Source organism: Palleronia sp. LCG004 (assembly GCF_032931615.1).
In the GTDB taxonomy this organism is placed as follows: Bacteria; Pseudomonadota; Alphaproteobacteria; order Rhodobacterales; family Rhodobacteraceae; genus Palleronia.
Window position 1 is genome coordinate 417848 of sequence record NZ_CP136759.1, and the last position, 20637, is coordinate 438484.

General features: G+C 68.4%; 21 protein-coding genes. 8 read left to right on the plus strand and 13 right to left on the minus strand.

Features of this window, described 5'->3' with window-relative positions; translation table 11 throughout:
• Window positions 1-37: 37 nt before the first annotated feature.
• From RVY76_RS02020 to upp, 5 genes are read left to right on the plus strand one after another with little or no spacing between them, the layout of a single operon-like run.
• Window positions 38-436 carry a cytidine deaminase gene (locus tag RVY76_RS02020; RefSeq protein ID WP_317375482.1) on the plus strand — a complete coding sequence of 133 codons (399 nt, stop codon included), beginning with the start codon at window positions 38-40 and terminating at the stop codon, window positions 434-436.
• Window positions 433-1743, plus strand: coding sequence for a thymidine phosphorylase (locus tag RVY76_RS02025; RefSeq protein ID WP_317375484.1), 1311 nt, complete (start codon window positions 433-435; stop codon window positions 1741-1743). The genes RVY76_RS02020 and RVY76_RS02025 overlap by 4 nt, the downstream gene beginning before the upstream one ends.
• Window positions 1740-2921, plus strand: coding sequence for a phosphopentomutase (locus RVY76_RS02030; RefSeq protein WP_317375486.1), 1182 nt, complete (start codon window positions 1740-1742; stop codon window positions 2919-2921). Before RVY76_RS02025 ends, RVY76_RS02030 begins: the two co-directional genes overlap by 4 nt.
• On the plus strand, window positions 2918-3889 hold the full coding sequence (locus RVY76_RS02035; RefSeq protein ID WP_317375488.1) for an adenosine deaminase: 972 nt from the start codon (window positions 2918-2920) through the stop codon (window positions 3887-3889). The genes RVY76_RS02030 and RVY76_RS02035 overlap by 4 nt, the downstream gene beginning before the upstream one ends.
• A gap of 18 nt (window positions 3890-3907) precedes the next feature.
• Entirely contained in the window at window positions 3908-4537 is a 630-nt protein-coding gene (upp, locus tag RVY76_RS02040) for a uracil phosphoribosyltransferase (protein WP_317375490.1), read from the plus strand.
• A gap of 7 nt (window positions 4538-4544) precedes the next feature.
• On the opposite strand, the gene RVY76_RS02045 is transcribed toward upp, so the two are convergent.
• The 9 genes from RVY76_RS02045 to RVY76_RS02085 form a co-directional block, all read right to left on the minus strand.
• Complete coding sequence (locus RVY76_RS02045) at window positions 4545-5561, minus strand: hypothetical protein (protein WP_317375491.1); 1017 nt, start codon at window positions 5559-5561, stop codon at window positions 4545-4547.
• Window positions 5562-5781: 220 nt separating this feature from the next.
• Window positions 5782-7986, minus strand: a complete 2205-nt coding sequence (locus RVY76_RS02050; RefSeq protein WP_317375493.1) for a 3-hydroxyacyl-CoA dehydrogenase NAD-binding domain-containing protein — start codon at window positions 7984-7986, stop codon at window positions 5782-5784.
• The gene (locus RVY76_RS02055; RefSeq protein ID WP_317375495.1) at window positions 7983-8456 is read right to left on the minus strand and encodes a hypothetical protein; all 474 of its coding nucleotides are present in this window, start codon (window positions 8454-8456) and stop codon (window positions 7983-7985) included. The genes RVY76_RS02050 and RVY76_RS02055 overlap by 4 nt, the downstream gene beginning before the upstream one ends.
• Complete coding sequence (locus tag RVY76_RS02060; protein WP_317375496.1) at window positions 8456-9667, minus strand: acetyl-CoA C-acetyltransferase; 1212 nt, start codon at window positions 9665-9667, stop codon at window positions 8456-8458. Before RVY76_RS02060 ends, RVY76_RS02055 begins: the two co-directional genes overlap by 1 nt.
• On the minus strand, window positions 9664-10308 hold the full coding sequence (locus RVY76_RS02065; RefSeq protein ID WP_317375497.1) for a glutathione S-transferase: 645 nt from the start codon (window positions 10306-10308) through the stop codon (window positions 9664-9666). The genes RVY76_RS02060 and RVY76_RS02065 overlap by 4 nt, the downstream gene beginning before the upstream one ends.
• Before the next feature lie 298 nt (window positions 10309-10606).
• Complete coding sequence (locus tag RVY76_RS02070) at window positions 10607-12385, minus strand: acyl-CoA dehydrogenase C-terminal domain-containing protein (protein ID WP_317375498.1); 1779 nt, start codon at window positions 12383-12385, stop codon at window positions 10607-10609.
• A gap of 41 nt (window positions 12386-12426) precedes the next feature.
• On the minus strand, window positions 12427-12822 hold the full coding sequence (locus tag RVY76_RS02075) for a MerR family DNA-binding transcriptional regulator (protein ID WP_317375499.1): 396 nt from the start codon (window positions 12820-12822) through the stop codon (window positions 12427-12429).
• A 107-nt stretch (window positions 12823-12929) separates the two neighbouring features.
• Window positions 12930-13298, minus strand: a complete 369-nt coding sequence (locus RVY76_RS02080; RefSeq protein ID WP_317375500.1) for a MerR family DNA-binding transcriptional regulator — start codon at window positions 13296-13298, stop codon at window positions 12930-12932.
• Window positions 13299-13345: 47 nt separating this feature from the next.
• Window positions 13346-14050: an NAD(P)H-binding protein gene (locus RVY76_RS02085; protein WP_317375501.1), complete on the minus strand. Its 705-nt coding sequence runs from the start codon at window positions 14048-14050 to the stop codon at window positions 13346-13348.
• Between the two features lie 204 nt (window positions 14051-14254).
• Between RVY76_RS02085 and RVY76_RS02090 the strand changes: the two genes are divergently transcribed.
• Window positions 14255-14686, plus strand: a complete 432-nt coding sequence (locus RVY76_RS02090; RefSeq protein WP_317375502.1) for a PaaI family thioesterase — start codon at window positions 14255-14257, stop codon at window positions 14684-14686.
• Window positions 14683-15198 carry a PaaI family thioesterase gene (locus tag RVY76_RS02095; protein WP_317375503.1) on the plus strand — a complete coding sequence of 172 codons (516 nt, stop codon included), beginning with the start codon at window positions 14683-14685 and terminating at the stop codon, window positions 15196-15198. Before RVY76_RS02090 ends, RVY76_RS02095 begins: the two co-directional genes overlap by 4 nt.
• 27 nt (window positions 15199-15225) lie before the next feature.
• Here the strand turns inward: RVY76_RS02095 and RVY76_RS02100 are convergent, their stop codons facing one another.
• Both RVY76_RS02100 and RVY76_RS02105 read right to left on the minus strand, forming a co-directional pair.
• Complete coding sequence (locus RVY76_RS02100) at window positions 15226-16281, minus strand: quinone-dependent dihydroorotate dehydrogenase (protein WP_317375504.1); 1056 nt, start codon at window positions 16279-16281, stop codon at window positions 15226-15228.
• A complete protein-coding gene (locus RVY76_RS02105; protein ID WP_317375505.1) occupies window positions 16278-16616 on the minus strand; it encodes a DUF952 domain-containing protein in 339 nt (112 codons plus the stop codon). The genes RVY76_RS02100 and RVY76_RS02105 overlap by 4 nt, the downstream gene beginning before the upstream one ends.
• 134 nt (window positions 16617-16750) lie before the next feature.
• On the opposite strand from RVY76_RS02105, the gene RVY76_RS02110 reads away from it, so the two are divergent.
• Window positions 16751-18310 carry a bifunctional metallophosphatase/5'-nucleotidase gene (locus tag RVY76_RS02110; protein WP_317375506.1) on the plus strand — a complete coding sequence of 520 codons (1560 nt, stop codon included), beginning with the start codon at window positions 16751-16753 and terminating at the stop codon, window positions 18308-18310.
• 142 nt (window positions 18311-18452) lie between these two features.
• Here the strand turns inward: RVY76_RS02110 and denD are convergent, their stop codons facing one another.
• Window positions 18453-19418 carry a D-erythronate dehydrogenase gene (gene denD, locus RVY76_RS02115; RefSeq protein ID WP_317375507.1) on the minus strand — a complete coding sequence of 322 codons (966 nt, stop codon included), beginning with the start codon at window positions 19416-19418 and terminating at the stop codon, window positions 18453-18455.
• A 57-nt stretch (window positions 19419-19475) separates the two neighbouring features.
• A complete protein-coding gene (gene dctP, locus RVY76_RS02120) occupies window positions 19476-20561 on the minus strand; it encodes a TRAP transporter substrate-binding protein DctP (protein WP_317375508.1) in 1086 nt (361 codons plus the stop codon).
• Window positions 20562-20637 lie beyond the last annotated feature (76 nt).

A 20637-nucleotide genomic window follows, 5' to 3' on the forward strand; every position in this document is an offset into this window, starting at 1 on the left:
CTTGCCAAAGCGCGGGGCCTTGCGCAGATTGCAGGGCATGGAAGACCCTCTCATCGATGCCGCGCGCCAGGTGCGCGAGAATGCCCACGCGCCCTATTCGCGCTTCAAGGTCGGGGCCGCGATCGACAGTGTCGAGGGGCGCCGCCACCTCGGCTGCAACGTCGAGAACGTCGCCTATCCCGAAGGCACCTGTGCCGAGGCTGGGGCCATCGCCGCGATGATCGCCGCGGGCGACCGGCGCATCGCCTCCATCGCGGTGATCGCCGACAGCCCCGATCCGGTCCCGCCCTGCGGCGGCTGCCGGCAGAAGATCGCGGAATTCGCCGATGGCGACGCGCCCGTCACGCTCGCCACCACCGGCGGCAAGGTCCTCAGGACCAGCGTGGCCGAGCTTCTGCCCGGTGCCTTCACCGTCGGACACATGGACCGCGCGTGAACGTCCGCGCGCTGCTTGCCACCCTGCGTCGCGGCGAGGTGCCCGACCCGGCGGCGCTCGCCGAATTCGCGGGCGGGCTCGCCGATGGCCGCGTCACCGACGCGCAGGCCGGCGCCTTCGCGATGGCCGTCTGCACCGGGCCGGGCCTGGGCGAGGGGGGGCGCGTCACATTGACCCGCGCCATGGCCGACAGCGGCACGCGCCTGAACTGGGACGTGCAGGGCCCCGTCATCGACAAGCATTCCACGGGCGGCGTCGGCGATCCCGTCTCGCTGATCCTCGCCCCCGCGCTCGCGGCCTGCGGCGGTCATGTCCCGATGATCTCGGGGCGCGGACTCGGCCATACCGGCGGGACGCTCGACAAGCTCGAGGCGATCCCCGGCTTCCGCATCGACCTCTCGCGTGACGAGATCGCCGCCCGCCTCGCCGATTGCGGTGCCGCGATCGTCGCCGCCACGGGCCAGATCGCGCCCGCCGACAAGCGTCTCTATGCCGTGCGCGACGTGACCTCGACCGTCGACCAGATCGACCTCATCACCGCGTCGATCCTGTCGAAGAAGCTCGCCGCCGGGCTCGATGCGCTGATCCTCGACGTCAAATGCGGCTCTGGGGCCTTCATGCGGTCGCGGGCCGAGGCCCGCGCGCTGGCGCAGGTCCTGACCGCGACCGGATGCGGCGCGGGCCTGCCGACCGCCGCGCTCGTCACCGACATGGACCAGCCGCTCGCCCCCGCGATCGGCAACGCGGTCGAGGTCGCGGCGGTGATGCGCGTGCTCGACGGCACCCATCGCGACAGCCGCCTGCAACGCGTCACGGCGGCGCTGGGCGGCGCGTTGCTCCATATGGCGGGCCTTGCTCCCGACGCCGATGACGGTGCCGCGCGGATCGACGCGGCCATCGAGGACGGCCGCGCGCTCGGGATCTTCGCCGCCATGGTCGCGGGGCAGGGCGGGCCGCGCGACTTCGACACGCGCTGGGCCGAATATCTGGGCACCGCCCCGGTCCGCCGCGACGTGTCCGCCCGCGACGGCGGCATGCTTTCGGCCATCGACGGCACCGCGCTGGGGCAGGCGGTCGTGGCCTTGGGCGGCGGTCGGTTGCGCGAGGATGCGGCGATCGACCATTCGGTCGGCCTCGACGCCATCGTGCCGCTCGGCGCGCGCCTCGCCCCCGGCGATCCGATCTGCCGGATCCACGCGGCCGACGACACCGCCGCCGAACGGGCCGAGGCCGCGATCCGCGCGGCCGTCACGCTGTCCGACGGCCCGCCCCCTGATGCGCCCCTCATCCTGGAACGTCTGACATGACCGGCCGCGCCTTTCTCGTCGTCCTCGATTCCGTCGGTATCGGCGGCGCGCCCGATGCCGACAGCTTCGGCGACGAGGGCGCGAATACCGTCGGCCACATCGCCGAGGCGCTGGTCGGCACCGACCGCCCCCTGACGCTTCCCAATCTCGACGCGCTGGGCCTCGGCGCGGCGCTGACGCTGGCCTCAGGTCTGCGCGCGCCGGGGCTCGGGGCCGAGCCGCAGGGCCTCTGGGGGGGCGCGACCGAAATCTCTCCGGGCAAGGATACCCCGTCGGGTCACTGGGAACTCGCCGGACTGCCCGTGCCGTGGGACTGGACCTTCTTCCCGCCCGAGGATCCCGCCTTCCCGCCCGATCTGGTCGCGCGGGTCTGCGCGCTCGCCGGGACCGACGGCATCCTCGGCAACCGCCACGCCTCGGGCACCAACATCATCGAGGAGGAGGGGGCCGAGCATCTCCGCACCGGCTGGCCCATCTGCTACACCTCGACCGACAGCGTCTTCCAGATCGCCGCGCATGAGGAGGTCTTCGGCCTCGACCGACTGCTCGCGCTCTGCGAGGGGCTCGCGCCCGACCTCCACGCGCAAAAGGTCGGACGCGTCATCGCGCGGCCCTTCCTCGGCGACGAGGCGTCGGGCTTCAGCCGCACGTCGAACCGCCGCGACTATGCCATCGCGCCACCCGCGCCCACGCTCTGCGACTGGGCGCACGATGCCGGGCGCGAGGTTCATTCCGTGGGCAAGATCGCCGACATCTTTTCGATGCGGGGCATCGACACCCGCGCCAAGGGCACCGATGCAGAACTGCTCGACCATCTGCACGCCCGGATGGACGATGCCGCGCCCGGATCGTTCACCTTCGCCAATTTCGTCGAATTCGACAGCCTCTACGGCCACAGGCGCGACGCGGACGGCTATGCCCGGCACCTCGAATGGTTCGATGCGGGCCTGCCCGGCCTGATCGATCGGCTCGGCCCCTCCGACATCCTCGTCATCACCGCCGATCACGGCAACGACCCGACCTGGCGCGGCACGGATCACACGCGTGAATGCGTGCCCGTCCTCGTCGCGGGGCGCGGGGCGGGGCGGATCGGCCCTTGCGCCTTCGTCGATGTCGCGGCAAGCATCGCCGCGCATCTGGGCCTACCCGAGACCGGCCCTGGAAGGAGCTTTCTGTGACCGAAGACCTGCCGCGGATCGAACTGCATCTCCATCTCGAAGGCGCGGCCCCGCCCGCCTTCATCCGCGGCCTCGCCGCCGAGAAGGACGTTGACCTGTCGTCGATCTTCGATGATCGCGGAAACTATTCCTACCGCGATTTCAATGACTTCCTCCGCATTTACGAGGCGGCCTGCACGGTCCTGCGAACGCCCGACGACTTCGCCCGCCTGACCCGCGCCGTGCTCGAGCAATCGGCGGCCCAAGGCGTCGCCTATACCGAGATCTTCGTTTCGCCCGATTTTTGCGGCGGTCGCGACCTGGGGGCCTGGCGCGATTATCTCGCCGCCATCCGCGAGGCGGCCGGGGACGTTCCCGAGATCGAGATGCGGACCATCGCCACGATCATCCGCCATTTCGGCCCCGACGCCGCCCGCGAGACGGCGCGCTGCGCGGCCGAGACGGCGGGCGATTTCGTGACCGGCTTCGGCATGGGCGGGGACGAGTTCGCCGGCCATCCGCGCGACTTCGCCTATGCGTTCGACATGGCGCGCGAGGCCGGGCTCGGCCTCACCTCCCATGCGGGCGAATGGGGCGGGGCGAAATCCGTCCGCGACACGCTCGACCATCTGCGGGTCTCCCGCATCGGCCACGGCATCGCGGCGATCGAGGATGCGGCGCTCGTTGAACGGCTCGCCCGCGACGGCATCACGCTCGAGGTCTGCCCGGGATCGAACGTGGCGCTCCGGGCCGTTCGCGGCTGGCGCGACCATCCGGTCGAACGTCTGCGCGAAGCGGGCGTGCCGCTCACCGTCTCGACCGACGATCCGCCCTTCTTCCACACGACGATGACGCACGAGCACGAGCGTCTGGCCGAGACCTTCGGCTGGGAGCGCGAGACCTTCGCCGATATCGCCCGCACCGCCGCCCGCGCCGCCTTCTGCGACGAGGAGACGCGTTCCGCGCTCCTCGCGCGCATCGACGCCTGATTGCCCAGAGGACCCGATATGCAGCATCTCACGATCGTCGATCACCCGCTGATCCAGCACAAGCTGACCCTGATGCGCGACAGGACCTCCTCCACCGCGCTCTTCCGGGCGCTCCTGCGCGAGATCAGCCAGCTCCTCGCCTACGAGATCACGCGCGACCTTCCGGTGACGACCACGCGCATCGACACCCCGATCGAGCCGATGGACGCCCCGACGCTCGACGGGCGCAAGCTGGCCCTCATCTCGATCCTGCGGGCCGGGAACGGGATGCTTGACGGGATGCTCGAACTCATCCCGTCGGCGCGGGTGGGGTTCGTCGGGCTCTATCGCGACGAGGAGACGCTTCAGCCGGTCGAGTACTATTTCAAGGTTCCCGACCTGATGGACGAGCGTGTGGTGATCGCGGTCGATCCCATGCTCGCCACCGGCAACAGCTCGGCCGCCGCGATCGACAGGCTCAAGGCGGCGGGCGCGCGCGACATCCGGTTCCTCTGCCTGCTCGCCTCCCCCGAGGGCGTCGCGCGGATGAAGGAAGCGCATCCCGACGTGCCGATCGTCACCGCCGCGCTCGATGCGCGGCTGAACGAAAAGGGCTATATCGTGCCCGGACTGGGCGATGCAGGCGACCGGATGTTCGGCACCAAATAGGGCGGCCTCAGCCCGCGCAGATCTGCTGCAGGGCGCGCCATTCCCCGGCGGGCAGGACCGGTTCCGCTTCGGCGGCCGTGACCGGATCGGCCTCGATCAGCGGGTCCATGCTCTCTCCCGCGGCCTCGCGCGCCTCGGCATAGGGCGTCGCGGGGATGCGAGCCTCTTCCATCTTTTCCAGGAATATCTCGGCCGATAGCGGGTCCTGCGGTTCCGACAGCAGCGATTGCGCATAATCGGCAAGCGCGATGTCGGGGATCTCGCCCCGCGTCAGCAGGTTGACCGCCGCACCCGGCCCCGCATGCTCGAGCAGCCGCGCGATGGGATCGACGGCCTCGGCGCGGGCAAGCTCGGCCACGACATATCCCGCGACGGCCTCCGGGCCGTCGCTGTCCTCGACGAGCGTGCGGTCGAGCAGGACGATATTGCCCGGCAGATGCTCGGCTGTCCGGGGGCCGTCGGGCAGGACCACGATCTGCCCCCCGCCGGGCCCGAGCACGCGCCGCGACAATTCGGCGAGCGGCTGGCGCGCGGCCTCCGCCTGACAGGGTTCGCCTTCGATCAGGGTGATCTCGCGCAGGAGGCGCAGGCCGGTATCGGCGCGCACCGCCGGGGGGGCGACCGAGGCCGCATGCCGGACGAGGGCCCCCGGAAGCCACAGCACGCCGCCCGCCAGAAGCGCCGCGAGGATCACGCCCAGGATCGCGCTGCGGACCCATCCGTGCCGCGGGCGGTGCCGGGCGATCACGCGGTGCACCGTCTCGATCGCCTCGATCATGTCGGTGTCGTCGAGTTCCAGCGTCTCGGCCGCGTCGGGGCCGGGGGCGAAGATCGCGGGCATCTCGCCGGGATTCTGCCGCTCGGTCGCGGGAAGCGACCAATGCGTGAGCGGCCGTTCGGACATGTCGGTGATGGAGATCGTCGCATCGCCCAGCGACACGATCACGTCGCGCGGGTCCGTGCCGGGTGCCTCGGTCCAGAGCCCCGAGGCCTCGAGCCGTTCGTACCCCCTCAGGACGACCATCGATCTGCCCCTCCGGCGGTGATGACGCTCCTTCTCCGGGCGGTCCTGTCCCTAGCGCTTGGTAAAGCCGTCATGCCGCCTGTCGTCCCGATCGAAGATCCGGGGGCGAGTATCGCGCCTCGGGGCGGCAATGCAAAGACCGTGCGAGCGGCCACCGCACGATAATCGGCCGGGCGCGGCAACGGTTTCGCGGCGAAACCGTTGCCGAAACCCACCGTACTCAGGCCGCAGCGCGTGCGGAGCCGTCGCCGAACCGGGCGTAGAAGCCCTGTTTGTCCTCAGCCATCTCGCGCAGGAGGGCGGGACAGGCGAAGCGCGGGCCTTCCGCCGCCTCGAGCGTCTCGCAGATCTCCACCGCGCGGGCCGCGCCGATCATGTCGAGCCAACCGAACGGACCACCGGACCAGGGGGCGAAGCCCCATCCGAGGATCGCGCCCACATCGCCCTCGCGGATATCCTCGAGCACGCCATCCTCGAAGGCGCGCACCGCCTCGAGCACGCCCGCCATCATCAGGCGGTGCTGCACGCGGGTCAGCTCCGGCTGGTCGGTATCGTCGCTGCCGTAGCGCTCGGACAGGCCGTGCCAGAGGCCCTGCCGCTTGCCGTCGGTGCCGTAATCGTAGAAGCCCGCGCCCGCCTTGCGGCCCATCCGCCCCTCGTCGGCCATGGCGAAGAGGACCTCGTCCACGGCACCGTCGGGATAGGCATCGCCCATCGCGGCGCGGGTCGCGCGGGCGATGCGGACGCCGAGTTCGATCGAGGTCTCGTCGATGAGCTGCAACGGCCCGAGCGGGAAGCCCAGCATCCGTGCCGCGTTCTCGATCAGCGCGGGGTTGACCCCTTCGCCGACCATGCGGACGCCCTCGTTGATATAGGGGATGATGCAGCGGTTGGCGTAGAAGAACCGCGCGTCGTTCACGACGATCGGCGTCTTGCGGATCTGCCGCACGAAATCGAGCGCCTTGGCCACCGCGCGGTCGCCGGTCCCGGCCCCCTTGATGATCTCGACCAGCATCATCTTGTCGACGGGCGAGAAGAAATGGATGCCGATGAAATCGCCGGGTCGTCCGCTCGCCTTCGCGAGATCGCCGATCGGCAGGGTCGAGGTATTGGTCGCGATGATGCAGTCGGGGCCCACGGCGGCCTCGACCGCGCGGGTGACCTCGGCCTTGATGCCGGGGTCCTCGAACACGGCCTCGATCACGAGGTCGCAGCCCGACAGCGCCTCGTATTCGGTGGTCGCGTTGATCCGGCCCAGCACCTCGGCCTTCTTCTCCTCGGTGACCTTGCGGCGGCTCACGCCCTTCTGGAGGATGCCCTCGGCATGCGACTTGCCGCGGTCGGCATCGGCCTGTTCCCGGTCGATCAACACGACGTCGATCCCGGCATTCGCCGCGACGTAGGCGATGCCGGCCCCCATCATGCCCGCGCCCATGATGCCGAGCTTTCGGACCTTCTGGTCCGGCACGTCGGGCCGGTTCGCGCCCTTCTCGAGCGCCTGCTTGTTGAGAAAGAGCGACCGGATCATTGCCGAGGAGGACGGGTCCATCAGCACGCTGACGAAATGGCGGGCCTCGATCCTGAGGGCGGTGTCGAAGGGAACGAGCGCGCCCTCGTAGACCGCCGAGAGGAGCGCCTTGGCCGCCGGATAGACCCCTTGGGTCTTGCCGTTCACCATCGCCGAGGCCCCGACGAAGGTCATGAAGCCCGCCGGGTGATAGGGCGCGCCGCCGGGCATCTTCCAGCCCTTCTGGTCCCAGGGTTTGACGATGTCGGCGTCGCCCGCCTGCAGCACCCATGCCCTGGCATCGGAGAGCGGGTCGGCCGTGACTTCGTCGATCAGGCCCGCGCCCTTCGCGGCCCTGGGCTCCATCATCTTGCCCTCGAGCAGGACGGGCGCGGCGGCCATGACGCCGACCATGCGGCTGAACCGCGTCGTGCCGCCCGCGCCGGGAAAGAGGCCCACCATGATCTCGGGCAGGCCGATCCGGGCCTTGGGATCGTCGGTCATGAAGCGGCGGTGACAGGCCAGCGCGATCTCGGTGCCGATGCCCGCGCATGTGCCGGGCAGGGCGCAGGCCACGGGCTTGCCGCCCTTGTTGGTCTTGGGATCGGCACCCGCGCGCTCGATCTTTCGCAGGATGCGGTGCCCCTCCATCGTGAAGTCGAAGAGCGCCTGCGCGGGCGCGTCGCCCGACCGCTCGCGGATATTGGCGAGCACATTCAGATCCATCCCGCCCGCGAAATCCTTCTTGCCGGAGGTGATGACGATGCCCTTGACCGCGTCGTCGGCGAGCGCCTCGTCGATCATCCCCTCGACGAGGGCGAAGGCCTCCTCGGTCAGGGTGTTCATCGACTTCGACTTCGCGTCCCAGGTGATGATCGCGACGCCGTCGGCATCCGTCTCCATCGTGAAGTCGGTCATGTCTTCTTCTCCCTCGTGAAGCGGGCGATCGCCTCGCCACTGTCTGAAATCCTGTCGGTCCGGGGCTCGGTCAGCGGGAAGGAACGGTTCTCGACGCCCACCCAGATCGCCGTCGCACGCCATCCGCCGTTCTGCGCCGCGAGGACGACCGAGCCGGGATAGGGCGGGCAGACCGCGACGCCCGCGCGCCGTAGCTCGGTGGTGTAGCGGCAGAGGATGCGGTTCGGCCCCACCGGATCGATCGCGTCGATCTCGCGCAGACCCTCGTCGGCCCCGAGACCGTGGACCATCTCGATCCATTCCCCGAACGTGCGGGCGAGCGCGGCCTCGGTCGCGATGACCGAGTGGCCGTTGATGGTGGAAACCTCGAAGGGCAGGGCGACGCGTTGTCGGAACCCGTCGAAGTCGCGGCTGAAGGTGAACGCGCCCGTCGCGTCCAGCCATTCGCGGATTGCGGTCCGGCCGACCATCAGACCCGCTCGAGGATTGTCGCGGCCCCCATTCCAGAAGCTACGCAGAGCGTGGCGAGCCCGGTCTCGCGGTCGGTGCGCTCCATCTCGTCCAGAAGCGTGCCGAGGATGATCGCGCCCGTCGCCCCCAGCGGATGCCCCATGGCGATCGCCCCGCCGTTGGGGTTCACGCGCGCATGGTCGACCCCGAAGGCCTGCATGAAGCGCAGCACCACGGCCGAGAACGCCTCGTTCACCTCGAAGAGGTCGATGTCGCCGATCTCCATGCCGCTGTCGCGCAGGATCTTCTCGGTCACGGGGACGGGGCCCGTCAGCATGATCGTCGGATCGGTGCCGATCTTGGCCGTCGCGCGGATCCGGGCGCGGGGCTTGAGGCCGTGCGCGCGGCCGAATTCCGCGTCGCCGATCAGCAGGCCCGCCGCGCCGTCGACGATGCCCGAGGAATTGCCGGCATGGTGGACATGCGCGATCCGCTCGAGATGCGGGTATTTCATGAGTGCGACCTTGTCGAAGCCCGGCATCGTCTCGCCCATGTCCTTGAAGGACGGCGCGAGCGCGCCCAGGGCCTGCATGTCGGTGCCGGGGCGCATGTGCTCGTCATGGCCCAGGATCGAGAGGCCGTTGCGGTCCTTGATCTCGATGATCGACTTCTGGAACCGGTCTTCGGCCCAGGCGGCGGCGGCGCGCTTCTGGCTCTCGACGGCGAAGGCGTCGGCATCGTCGCGGGAGAATCCGTATTCGGTGGCGATGATGTCGGCCGAGATGCCCTGCGGTACGAAATAGGTCTCCATCGCGACGCTCGGATCGACGGCGATGGCGGCCCCGTCGCTGCCCATGGCGACGCGGCCCATCATCTCGACACCGCCCGCGATATAGCCGTGGCCGGCCCCGCCGCGGATCTGGGCGGCGGCCATGTTCACGGCCTCCAGCCCGCTCGCGCAGAAGCGGTTGATCGAGACGCCGGGGATCCGCTCGTCGAGGGAGGAGGCCAGCACGGCGGTCCGGGCGAGACAGCCGCCCTGTTCGGCGACCTGCGTGACGTTGCCCCAGATCACGTCCTCGACCGCGTGCCCCTCAAGCCCGTTGCGCTGGGCGATCGCGTCGAGGATCTGCGCGCTCAGACGCACGCTCGTCACCTCGTGCAGCGCGCCGTCCTTGCGCCCCTTTCCGCGCGGGCTGCGCACGGCATCGTAGATATAGGCGTCGTTCATGTCGCTTCTCCTTGGGGCTCCGGGCGGCGCGGCATCAGGTCGTAGGGATGTTTCCAGCCCGGCAGCGCCTCGATCGCGGAGAGCCACCGGTCTATCGCGGGCCAGTCGGCCCTCTCGAAGCCGAAGGGCTCGGGGTAGAACAGGTAGGAACAGCAGGAGAGATCGGCGACGGTGACGTCGCGGCCGACGATCCAGTCGCGATCCGCGAGATGCGTGTCGAGAACCTGGTAGGTCCCCTGCAGGCGGTTCCGCATGAAGTCGATCACGGGCCCGGGGCGCTTGTCCTCGGGCAGGAAGTTCATCAGGAACCGCGTCGCGCCGGCCTGTCCGCTGAGCTTGTGATTGTCCCAGAATTGCCAGCGCAGCACCTCCGCCGCCTCGGCCGGCGCGCCGCCGAGCCGGCCCGTCCGTTCCACGATGTGCTGCTGGATGACGCCCGACTGGGTGAGACGCAGATCGCCGTCGACCATCACGGGAACCTCGCCCATGACGTTGTGCGCCTCGCGCCATTCATCGGTGCGGGTTTCGCCATTGAAGAAATCGACGAAGACCGGCCGCCAGTCGAGGCCCGTCAGTTCGAGTGCGATGGCCGCCTTGTAGGCGTTTCCGGATTCTCCGAAGCAGTGAAGTTCGATCGTCATGTCGTCCTCGTGTCGTCGGTTGCGCCGCGGGGGCTTCGCGCCCCCGCACCCCCGCGGAGTATTTCTCGACAGATGAAGCCCGATGCTAACCGTCGATTAAAGATCGTGCGATACCTTTCTCGGGCGGTACAGGCTGGAGAGCCGATGACCGCGACAGGTGAAGCTCCGTCCCGGTCGTTTGGCGTCGATGCTGTCGTCGGGACGGAGTGCCCCGCGGCTTCATCTGTCCCGAAATACTCCCGCCGGAGGCGTTGCCGGATGTCGGCCACGGGCGGTCCGGCTCCGGCATCGCGAGACCCTAGAAGCCCGCCGCGTCGAGCGCCATGACCGGCGCGCCGCCCGTCTCGATCCGCGCTCGGTGAAGCGCCGTGGCGGGCAGCTGGCGCGCCATGTAATATCGCCCTGTCGCGATCTTGGCCTCGAGGAATTCGGGATCGCCGGTTCCGGCATCGAGCGCGCGCCGCGCGGCGCGGGCCATCCGTGCCCACATCAGCCCCATGCAGACATGTCCGAAGAGATGCATGAAGTCGTAGCTTCCGGCGAGCGCGTCGTTCGGGTCGCGGGCCCCGTGCTCCAAAAAGAAGGTCGCGGCCGCCTGCATGTCCTTGCTCGCGCGTTTCAGCGGCTCGAGGAATTGGGTCGTGAAATCCACGTCGTCGCCGTTTTCGCGGATGAATCTTTTCACGAGGTCGAAGAAAGCAATGACCGGTTTGCCGCCGTCGAGGGCGAGCTTGCGGCCGACGAGGTCGAGCGACTGGATCCCGTTCGTTCCCTCGTAGATCATCGTGATCCGCGCATCGCGGACGAATTGCTCGATCCCCCATTCGCGGGTGAAGCCCGATCCGCCGAGCGTCTGCTGTGCGAGGATCGTCGTCTCGAAGCCCTTGTCGGTCAGGAAGCCCTTCAGCACCGGGGTGAGGAGGGAGATCATCGCCTCGGCCTCCGCGTCGCCGGCGCGGTGGGCGCGGTCGAGCAGATGCGCTCCCCAGAGCGCGAAGGCGCGCGCGCCCTCGACGAAGCTCTTCTGGTCCATGAGATTTCGGCGCACATCGGGATGCACGATGATCGGATCGGCCGGTCCGTCGGGGTTCCTGGCACCCGTCACGTCGCGTCCCTGGAGCCTGTCGCGCGCGAAGGCGAGCGCGTTCTGGTAGGCGACCGCCCCCTGGGCATAGCCCTGGACGCCCACGCCGAGCCGCGCCTCGTTCATCATGGTGAACATGGCCCGCATGCCCTTGTGCGCCTCGCCGATAAGATAGCCGGTCGCGCCGTCGTAGTTCATCACGCAGGTCGCGTTGCCGTGGATGCCCATCTTGCTTTCGAGGCCGCCGCAGGAGACCGCGTTGCGATCACCGAGCGATCCGTCCTCGTTCACCAGGAATTTCGGCACGATGAAGAGCGATATGCCCTTCACGCCCTCGGGGCCGCCCGGAATGCGCGCGAGGACCAGGTGGACAATATTCTCGGTCAGGTCGTGTTCGCCGGCCGAGATCCAGATCTTCTGGCCTGTGATGCGGTAGGTCCCGTCCTCCTGCGGTTCGGCGCGGCTGCGGATGAGGCCGAGATCCGTGCCGCATTGCGGTTCGGTCAGGTTCATCGTGCCCGACCAGATCCCGTCGACGATGTTGGGCAGGTAGGTGCGCTTTTGCGCGTCGGTCCCGTGGGTGTGGATCGCGTTGTAGGCCCCGTGCGACAGTCCCTGATACATGTTGAAGGCCATGTTGGCCGAGACGAAGATCTCGCCCACCGCGGTCTGGAGGATCTGCGGCATGCCCTGACCGCCGTATTCGGGGTCGCAATCGAGCCCCAGCCAGCCGCCCGCGCGCATCTGCTCGTAGGCGTCCCTGAAGCCCGCGGGCGTGCGGACCACGCCGTTCTCGAGCGTGCATCCCTCGCGGTCGCCGATCGCGTTCAACGGAGCCAGCACGTTCTCGGCCAGCTTTCCGGCCTCGCCCAGGATGGCCGAGACGAGATCCGGGTCGAGATCGTCGTAGCCCGGAACGTCGCTTCCGGCGGTCCCGATAAGGTCTTGGATGACGAATTGCAGATCCTTGAGGGGGGCGGCGTAGACGGCCATGGCAGACTCCTGTCGATCGGGTAGGGACGGGGCCGGATTGTTCAGGCGGCGGATCCGCGACGGACCTTGGCGAGCGCGTCCTCGCCCCAGCGGATCTGGTCCGACAGATCGGAGATGGCCTCGTCGAGTTCGGTGCGGCGGCGCTTGAGGTCCTTGAGCCGTTCCTTCGCGATCTCGTAGGTGCGGCTCAGCTGCGTTTCCTGGCCGTCGCCGAGGGTATAGAGATCGAGGAGCTGGCGGATTTCCTCGAGACTGAAGCCGAAGCGCTTTCCGCGCAGGATGAGCTTCAGCCGCGCGCGGTCGCGCCGGGTGAAGAGCCGCTTCTGGCCGTCGCGCCGGGGCGCGATAAGCTCTTTCGATTCGTAGAACCGCAGCGTTCTGGGCGTCACCTCGAAGGTTTCGCACATCTGCCTGATCGTCATCAGATCGTCACTCATCTCACGGATCTCCCACTGGTCACGGGGAACAATCTGCCCGCGCCATTGGGTTCGCGCAAGACGGTTGACGTTTACGTAAGCCAAACGTTGCGTAAACTTTTAACGATCTAGTCGAGATCGCGCGCGACGAAATCGCGGTTCTCGGAGAGCTCCTCGATCGCACGGTCGAGGCGATCGCGCTCCGCCCTGAGATCCCCGAGCTTCTCGTCGGCGAGGGCGATCCAGGCCCGCATCTGCGCCTGGGTGCCCTGCCGGTCGTAGATGTCGAGCCACTGGCGCATCTCCTCGAGGCTGAACCCCCAGCGGCGTCCGCGCAGGATCAACGTCATGCGGGCGATGTCGCGGGCATGGTAGAACCGGGACCGGCCCTCGCGCTCGGGGTCGAGAAGTTCGATGTACTCGTAATATCGCAGCGTCCGCGGCGTCACGTCGAAGCGGGCGCACATCTCCTTGAAGGACAGGCGTCGCTCGGTCATCGCAGTGTCTTCTGGTCGAGGGGATGCGGAGGCGTCGGACATGGGCGTCACCCCGCCACCGCGTCGCGCAGCGCCGTGTCGAGACTGCTCGCGGAGCGTGGCTCGGGGCGGGCGATCGCGGGGGTGTCGCGCGACCATTCGCCCGTTTCGGCGCAGTGCAGGATGAAATGCGCCAGATCGGCATGGCGCGTCCGGATGAGGTCGGGGCGGATCGCCTCGGGCGTGACCACGTAATCGGTGGTAAGCGTCCCGTCCATCAACCAGCCGGGCCGGACGGCCGTCCAGTCGATTTCCGTCGAGCCGCGCAGCAGCGCCTCCATCTCGGCCATCTGGGCGAAGATCCGGCCCAGGGCGAGCCCGGACGCGATCCTGAACCAGTGCGGCCCACGGTTGCGGGCGGCCACGAAGCTTGCCGAGATAACGACAAGGCGGGTCTGGCCGTTCGACCGCATCGCGTGGAGGATGCGCCGCGTGCCGTCGCGGTAGAGCGGGGGAGGTGCGATCGCGTTCCGCGCGGACAGGGCGATCCCGATGGCAGAGACGACGACGTCGTACCCGTCGAGAGCGGGGCCGAGATCGTCTCCGAGGACATCCGCCTCCACACGCTCGACGTCGCGGGGCAGGGCGGTTTCGTCGGGAAAGGCGGTATCGACCGCGCGGACATGGTGGCCGCGCGACTGCGCCTGCGTGACGACGTGCCGTCCGGTGGCACCGGTCGCGCCGATGACGGCTATGCGGAGGGGTTCGGTCATCTCGGTTTCTCGAACAAGGATGCCGTCGAAACGAATAGTCAGGTCGGACGTTCCGGCATTCGCCCCGAATATCGACCCTGCGCGGAGAGTTGCCAACCCCGTCGATTCACCCTGACGTGTGCCGGATCGCCAGTTTGCCCTTGCCCCGGGAGCCCCGTTTCCGAATAGAGAGGCCATCACGCAGCACGGCCCGGAGAGCGCAGGATGTCCGACAGGACCGAAGAGATCGCCCGTCAATTCGTGGAAATGCTGCCGCATGCGCGCGACCTCGGGATGCGGCTCGTCTCGATGTCGCCGGGCCGCGCGGAGATCGAGATGCCCTACGACGAAAAGCTGGTGGGCGAGCCCGCCACGGGCGTGATCCATGGCGGCGCGGTCTCGGCGCTCATGGATACGTGCAGCGGCGCGGCGGTAATGCTGCATCCCGTGGCACCCGAAAGCACCGCGACGCTCGATCTCAGGATCGACTACATGCGGCCCGCGACGCCCGGCCAGACGATCCTCGCCGAGGCGGAATGCTATCACGTGACGCGATCGGTGGCCTTCATCCGGGCCCGCGCGCTCGACGACGACCGCGAGCATCCGGTCGCCACCGCGACCGGCGCCTTCACCATCGAACGGGGGGACGCATCGTGAGCCGCAGGCCGCCCGAACCCGTCCAGGTCATCAAGCAGCGACGCGACGCGACGCTCGAGGCGCTGGTCTCGGGGATCCCCTATCTGCGCCATCTGGGCATCCGGTTCGACCGGCGCGGGGACGAGCTGACCGCCACGCTGCCCTATGACGACAAGCTCATCGGCAATCCGATGCTGCCCGCGCTGCATGGCGGGGCGACGGCCGCGTTTCTCGAGACGACGGCGACCATCGCGCTTGCCTGGTCGCGGCTCTGGGACGAGATCGAGAGCGGCCGCGTCGATCCCGCGGCTCTCGACCCGAAGGACATGCCGCGGATGCCCAAGACCATCGACATCACGGTCGATTACCTGCGTTCGGGCCTGCCGCGCGACGCCTATGCGCGGGCGCGCATCGCCCGGTCCGGCCGTCGCTATGCGACCGTTGGTGTCGAGGCCTGGCAGGACAATCACGACCGTCCCTATGCGCAGGCGCTGGTGCATTTCATCATGCCGCGCCCCCGCGACGACGGCTGAGCGCGACGGCCCGCGCCTTCCGCGGCCCTAGAGCCAGCGATCGCGATCCGTGCCGACCGCTTCGGACACGTTCGCGAAGCCGTCCCGCTCCAGAAGCGCGTCCAGACCGCGCGCGATCCGCTCGACCAGCGACAGGCCCTCGTAGACCAACGCCGAATAGAGCTGCACGGCCGATGCGCCCGCTCGGATCTTGGCATAGGCATCCTCGGCCGAGGCAATGCCGCCCACGCCGATCAGCGGAAGGTCGGTGAGCCCGGAGAGTTTCGCGAGGATCCGCGTCGACGGCGCGAAGAGCGGTGCGCCCGAGAGGCCGCCAGCCTCGGCCGCATGGGGCCCGCCGATCCCCTCGCGCGAGAGGGTGGTGTTGGTCGCGACGATGGCGGCGATGCCGCCCGCACCGGCCACCCGCGCGATATCGGCCAGCGCCGCATCGTCGAGGTCGGGCGCGATCTTGACGAAGACCGGCAGCGGCCGGTCGAGCATCGCGTTGGCCGCCAGCACCGTCTCGAAGAGCGCCGCGAGCGCGTCCGCCCCCTGCAGGTCGCGCAGCTTCTCGGTATTGGGCGACGAGACGTTGATCGTCGCGAAATCCACGTATGGCCCTGCGCGGCGCAGCACCTCGGCAAAGCCTGCGGCACGGTCGGGGGCGTCCTTGTTGGTGCCGAGGTTGAGGCCGCGCGGCACCTTCGTCGGCGTCGCGGAAAGCCGGCGCGCGATCTCCTCCACGCCGATATTGTTGAAGCCGAAACGGTTGATGACCGCGCGGTCCCCGGTCAGCCGGAAGAGGCGCGGGCGGGCATTCCCCTCCTGCGGGCGCGGCGTCGCGGCACCGACCTCGAGAAAGCCGAAGCCCGCCCGCGACAGGGGGGCGAGCGCGCTTGCGTTCTTGTCGAAGCCCGCGGCGAGGCCGACCGGATTGGGCAGGTCGATCCCGGCCAGCCGCGTCCGAAGTCGCGGGCCCGTCACGACGCCCGGCAGCGGCACGAGACCCGCGCCGAGCGCGCGCAGCGCGAGGCCATGCGCGCGTTCGGGATCGATCCGGTGCAGCGCGGCGAGGCCCAGCCGTTCGACCGCCTGCCTCATCCGACGCGGTCGGGCAGGGTGAAACCGTCATCCCCGCGTGTCAGGCGGGCGTTCCACAGGATGTCGGCACGTTCGAGGTTGCGATAGAGATGCGGGAAGAGGTCGCCGCCCCGCGCCGCCTCCCATTTCAACGCGGTTCCCAGCCTGCCCGCATCGCAGGCACAGAGGATCACCTCCTCCGCATCGGTGAAGTGTTTGGCAAGCGTCCCCTCGAGCTGGTCGGCCTTGGAGAGGTGGATATAGCCGTCATCGAGATCGACGGGAGCGCCGCGCGTCTCGCCCGCGCGCTCGAATTCCGCGAATTCCTGCGGTCTGAGGATCTTGTAGATTTCCATGACCCGTCTTTTGCCACGCGTCCGCATCCAAGACCAGTCCCGCCCGCCTGGCCGAGCTGCCCCCGCGGGACCTTTGACAAGCGACCGCCCCCCGCGCAGAGTTTCGGGGTGACAAACCTTCGAGGACCTTCCGCATGATCCGAACTCTCTCCGCCTCCACCGCCGCGCTCGCCCTTCTCTCGGGCGCCGCCGCGGCCTATGACCTGACCATCCTGCATACCAACGATTTCCACGACCGCTTCGAGCCGATCAACGCCTACGATTCGACCTGTTCGTCCGAGGACAACGACGCCGGCGAGTGCTTCGGTGGCATCGCGCGGATGGTCACGGCGGTCGAGGACGCGCGCGAGGCCGCCGCGGGGGATGTCATCCTGCTGGATGCGGGCGACCAGTTCCAGGGCTCGCTCTTCTTCACGCAATATGGCGGCGACCTTTCGGCTGAGTTCATGACGCAGCTGGGCTACGACGCAATGGCGGTCGGCAACCACGAATTCGACGACGGCCCCGAAGGCCTCGCGAAGTTCCTCGAGCAGGTGGAGTTTCCCGTCCTGTCGGCCAATATCGACGTCAGCGGCAACGACGCCCTGTCGGGCAACGTGCCGAAATCGATCGTGATCGAAACCGAAGGGGACGAGCGCATCGGCATCGTCTCGGTCCTGGCCGAGGATACGCCCGAGACCTCCTCGCCGGGCGACGACGTCATCTTCTCCTCCATCATCGACGCGGCGCAGCAGCAGGTCGACATGCTGACCGATGACGGGGTGAACAAGATCGTCATGCTCACGCATGTGGGCCTTCCCGCGGACCGGCGGCTGGCCGAAGGGGTGACGGGCATCGACCTCATCATCGGTGGCCATTCGCATACGCTTCTGGGCGACATGGAGGGGGCGGCGGGACCCTATCCCACGATGGTCAACGACGTTCCGATCTTCCAGGCCTATGCCTACGGCAAGTATCTGGGCGAGATCGACGTCACCTTTTCCGACGACGGCGAAGTGACGGAGATTTCCGGCACGCCGGTCCTGCTCGATTCATCGGTCGCCGAGGACGAGGCGACGCTGGAGCGTGTCGCGGCCCTCGCCGAACCGCTCGAGGAGCTGCGCCAGGAAGTGGTGGGCGAGAGCACGGCCGCGATCGACGGCACGCGCGAAAGCTGCCGCGCCGTGGAATGCGAGATGGGCAACCTCGTGACCGACGCCATGCTCGCCCGCACCGCCGATCAGGGCGTGCAGATCGCGATCACCAATGGCGGAGGCCTGCGCGCCTCGATCGAGGGGGGCGAGGTCACGATGGGCGACGTGCTGACCGTGCTGCCGTTCCAGAACACGCTCTCGACCTTCGAGGTCGACGGCGCGGCCATTGTCGCGGCGCTCGAGAACGGAGCGAGCCAGATGGAAGAGGGGGCCGGCCGCTTCGCGCAGGTCGCCGGGATGAGCTATACGGTCGATCCCTCGGCCGAGGTCGGCAGCCGCATCAGCGAGGTGATGGTCGGAGGAGAGCCGATCGACGAGAGCGCGACCTATGCCGTCGCGTCGAACAACTACGTCCGCAACGGCGGCGACGGATACCAGATGTTCGTCGATGCCGAGAACGCCTACGATTTCGGACCGGACCTGGCGGACGTCACGGCCGAATACCTGTCCCAGAACACGCCCTACACGCCCGTGATCGAGGGTCGCATCACCGTCCGCTGAGGGCGGTCACCGGATGCGGGCGGTCCCGGCCGGATCGCCCGCGAAGGGGACGCCGTTGGCGTCGGACCCTTCCAGAAATGAAAACGGCCCCGGAATGTCTCGCGCGCGAAACGCTCCGGGGCCGTCGTCGTTCTGATGCCGCTCAGGCGCTGGGCTGATCGTCCTCGATATAGAAGCGGACGTTCTCCTCGAAGCCGTCATCCGCCTCGAGCCCGAGCGCGCGGGCCTTCTCGGTGCGGTAATCGTAACGCCAGCCGCGCACGATGGATGCGATGTCCTCGTCGCCCTCGAACTTGATGAGCTTGGCGGGTTCCGGACCGGCGACCGCCGTCAGCGCGTCGATCATCTGCCGGATGGACAGCCGCTGCCCCGGCATCGTCATGCAACGCTGCTGGCCCAGATCGGCGGCGTCGAGTTCGGCCCCCTTCACGAGGTTCTGCACGCACCGGCGCGGCGAGAGATAGAAATGCTCCTGATCCTCGTCGACGGGGCAGATCGCCTCCTGACCGTTCAGGGGCTCGCGGATGATCGACGACATGAAGGACGAGGCCGCACGGTTCGGCTTGCCCGGCCGGACCGAGATCGTGGGCAGGCGGAAGCCGCGTCCGTCGATGAAACCCTTGCGCGAATAGTCGTTCACGAGGAATTCGCCGATGACTTTCTGCGTCCCGTACGAGGTCTGCGGGTTCGGGATCGTGTGGTCGGTGATCGGATCGGGGACCTCTCCGCCGAAGACGGCGAGCGATGAGGTGAAGACCACGACCGGCGCGGTCCCGAGCGCGCGCGCGCGTTCCAGCACGTTGATCGTGCCGAAGAGGTTGACCTGCATTCCGTCGTCGAATTCCGCCTCGGCATGGCTCGAGACGACGGCGGCGAAATGGAAGATCACGTCGGTGTCGTCCGCAATCAGCGCATCGACCTGGGCACGGTCGGTGATGTCGCAGGCGGCGGTCTCGACGGGAAAGGGGGCGTCGATCGGATCTGGTGCGGCGATGTCGGCAAGTGTCAGGCGCGAGATCTCACGGCCCCTGAGCGTGCCGCGGCCGGCAAGCTCGGCCGCGACCTTGCGGCCGATGAAGCCACCGCCGCCGATGATGAGGATGTTCATGGAAACTGCCTTCTGGCGAAAGGTCCGGGGACGGCGATGCCGCCCCCGGCGGTGGATTTACTGGGAGGTGGACCCGCCTTCGGAGGCGTCGGAGCCGCTGTCGGATGCTTCGGCACCGTCGCCCGACCCTTCGGACTCGACACCGAGGCCGATGCGCTTCTGGAAGGCCAGGTGGCTTTCGACGAGCTCGGCCGTCTCGGGCGTCCGGTCGGCCCATTCCTGCCAGCGGCCGACGGCCGCCTTGCGGAAGGTCTGGCGATCTTCCTGCGACCAGTCATGCAGCGTCACGCCCTGGTCGGGCAGCGACACCGCCGCCTCGCCGTTGGCGACGAGCATGTTGAGCATCAGCTTCAGCGCGATCGAGTCCATCGCCGTCTCGAGGATGGCCTTGTTGGCGTCGCTGAGGCTGTCCCACACGGCGGTGGAGCAGGCGAGGTGGTCGGCCGACATCGAATGGAAGCCCGGATAGGTCGCGTGCGTCGCGACGTCGTAGATCCCCATTCCGACATTGTTGGCGAGCGTGGAGGCGTCGGCACCGTCGATGATCCCGGTCTCGAGCGCGGTGAAGATCTCGGTGAAGTCCATCACGATGGGCGAGGAGCCGAGCTCGGCGAAGATCTCGCTCTCCATCCCCGGGGGCGAGCGGAACTTCCAGCCCTTGAGGTCGTCGACACCCGCCAGCGGCTCGGTCGAGTTCATCGATTCCTGGCCGCCGGTATAGGCACCGACGAAGTGCATCCCGTTCGCCTGGTAGAGGTTCTGGATCGCCTCCTCGCCGCCGCCGTAATTGATCCAGGCGAGGAACTGGAGCGGGGTGTCGTAGCCGCCCATCGGGTCGGCGACGAACTGGAAGGCGGGGTTGAGACCCGTCTGGTAGGACCCGTTCGTCATGTCGCAATCGAGAATGCCGTTGGCTGCCGCGGTGAAGGTCTCGGCGGTGGCGACGACGGGCGAGGAATAGAACATCTCGATCGTCAGATCGCCGTCCGACATCGCCTCGACCTGCTGGACGAATTCGCCGATCAGCTGACCCCAGACCGACTCGGCCGGCTGGTGCGTCTGGATGCGAAGATTGGTCTGGGCGGAGGCGGCACCCGCGGCCAGAATGGTCCCGCAAAGCAGTGTTGAAAAGGTCTTGGACATTGGTTTCCTCCCTGAAATCTAGTCCCGGCAAAAAGCCTATCGGGGGCGTGACTCGAAAGCCAGCCAATTCCCGACA

Bases quoted from the DNA above. Each gene is read 5' to 3' on its own strand.
- RVY76_RS02020 (WP_317375482.1), top strand. From the start codon at position 38: ATGGAAGACCCTCTCATCGATGCCGCGCGCCAGGTGCGCGAGAATGCC.
- RVY76_RS02030 (WP_317375486.1), top strand. From the start codon at position 1,740: ATGACCGGCCGCGCCTTTCTCGTCGTCCTCGATTCCGTCGGTATCGGC.
- upp (WP_317375490.1), top strand. From the start codon at position 3,908: ATGCAGCATCTCACGATCGTCGATCACCCGCTGATCCAGCACAAGCTG.
- RVY76_RS02045 (WP_317375491.1), bottom strand. From the start codon at position 5,561: ATGGTCGTCCTGAGGGGGTACGAACGGCTCGAGGCCTCGGGGCTCTGG.
- RVY76_RS02050 (WP_317375493.1), bottom strand. From the start codon at position 7,986: ATGACCGACTTCACGATGGAGACGGATGCCGACGGCGTCGCGATCATC.
- RVY76_RS02055 (WP_317375495.1), bottom strand. From the start codon at position 8,456: ATGGTCGGCCGGACCGCAATCCGCGAATGGCTGGACGCGACGGGCGCG.
- RVY76_RS02060 (WP_317375496.1), bottom strand. From the start codon at position 9,667: ATGAACGACGCCTATATCTACGATGCCGTGCGCAGCCCGCGCGGAAAG.
- RVY76_RS02065 (WP_317375497.1), bottom strand. From the start codon at position 10,308: ATGACGATCGAACTTCACTGCTTCGGAGAATCCGGAAACGCCTACAAG.
- RVY76_RS02070 (WP_317375498.1), bottom strand. From the start codon at position 12,385: ATGGCCGTCTACGCCGCCCCCCTCAAGGATCTGCAATTCGTCATCCAA.
- RVY76_RS02075 (WP_317375499.1), bottom strand. From the start codon at position 12,822: ATGAGTGACGATCTGATGACGATCAGGCAGATGTGCGAAACCTTCGAG.
- RVY76_RS02080 (WP_317375500.1), bottom strand. From the start codon at position 13,298: ATGACCGAGCGACGCCTGTCCTTCAAGGAGATGTGCGCCCGCTTCGAC.
- RVY76_RS02085 (WP_317375501.1), bottom strand. From the start codon at position 14,050: ATGACCGAACCCCTCCGCATAGCCGTCATCGGCGCGACCGGTGCCACC.
- RVY76_RS02090 (WP_317375502.1), top strand. From the start codon at position 14,255: ATGTCCGACAGGACCGAAGAGATCGCCCGTCAATTCGTGGAAATGCTG.
- RVY76_RS02100 (WP_317375504.1), bottom strand. From the start codon at position 16,281: ATGAGGCAGGCGGTCGAACGGCTGGGCCTCGCCGCGCTGCACCGGATC.
- RVY76_RS02105 (WP_317375505.1), bottom strand. From the start codon at position 16,616: ATGGAAATCTACAAGATCCTCAGACCGCAGGAATTCGCGGAATTCGAG.
- RVY76_RS02110 (WP_317375506.1), top strand. From the start codon at position 16,751: ATGATCCGAACTCTCTCCGCCTCCACCGCCGCGCTCGCCCTTCTCTCG.
- denD (WP_317375507.1), bottom strand. From the start codon at position 19,418: ATGAACATCCTCATCATCGGCGGCGGTGGCTTCATCGGCCGCAAGGTC.
- dctP (WP_317375508.1), bottom strand. From the start codon at position 20,561: ATGTCCAAGACCTTTTCAACACTGCTTTGCGGGACCATTCTGGCCGCG.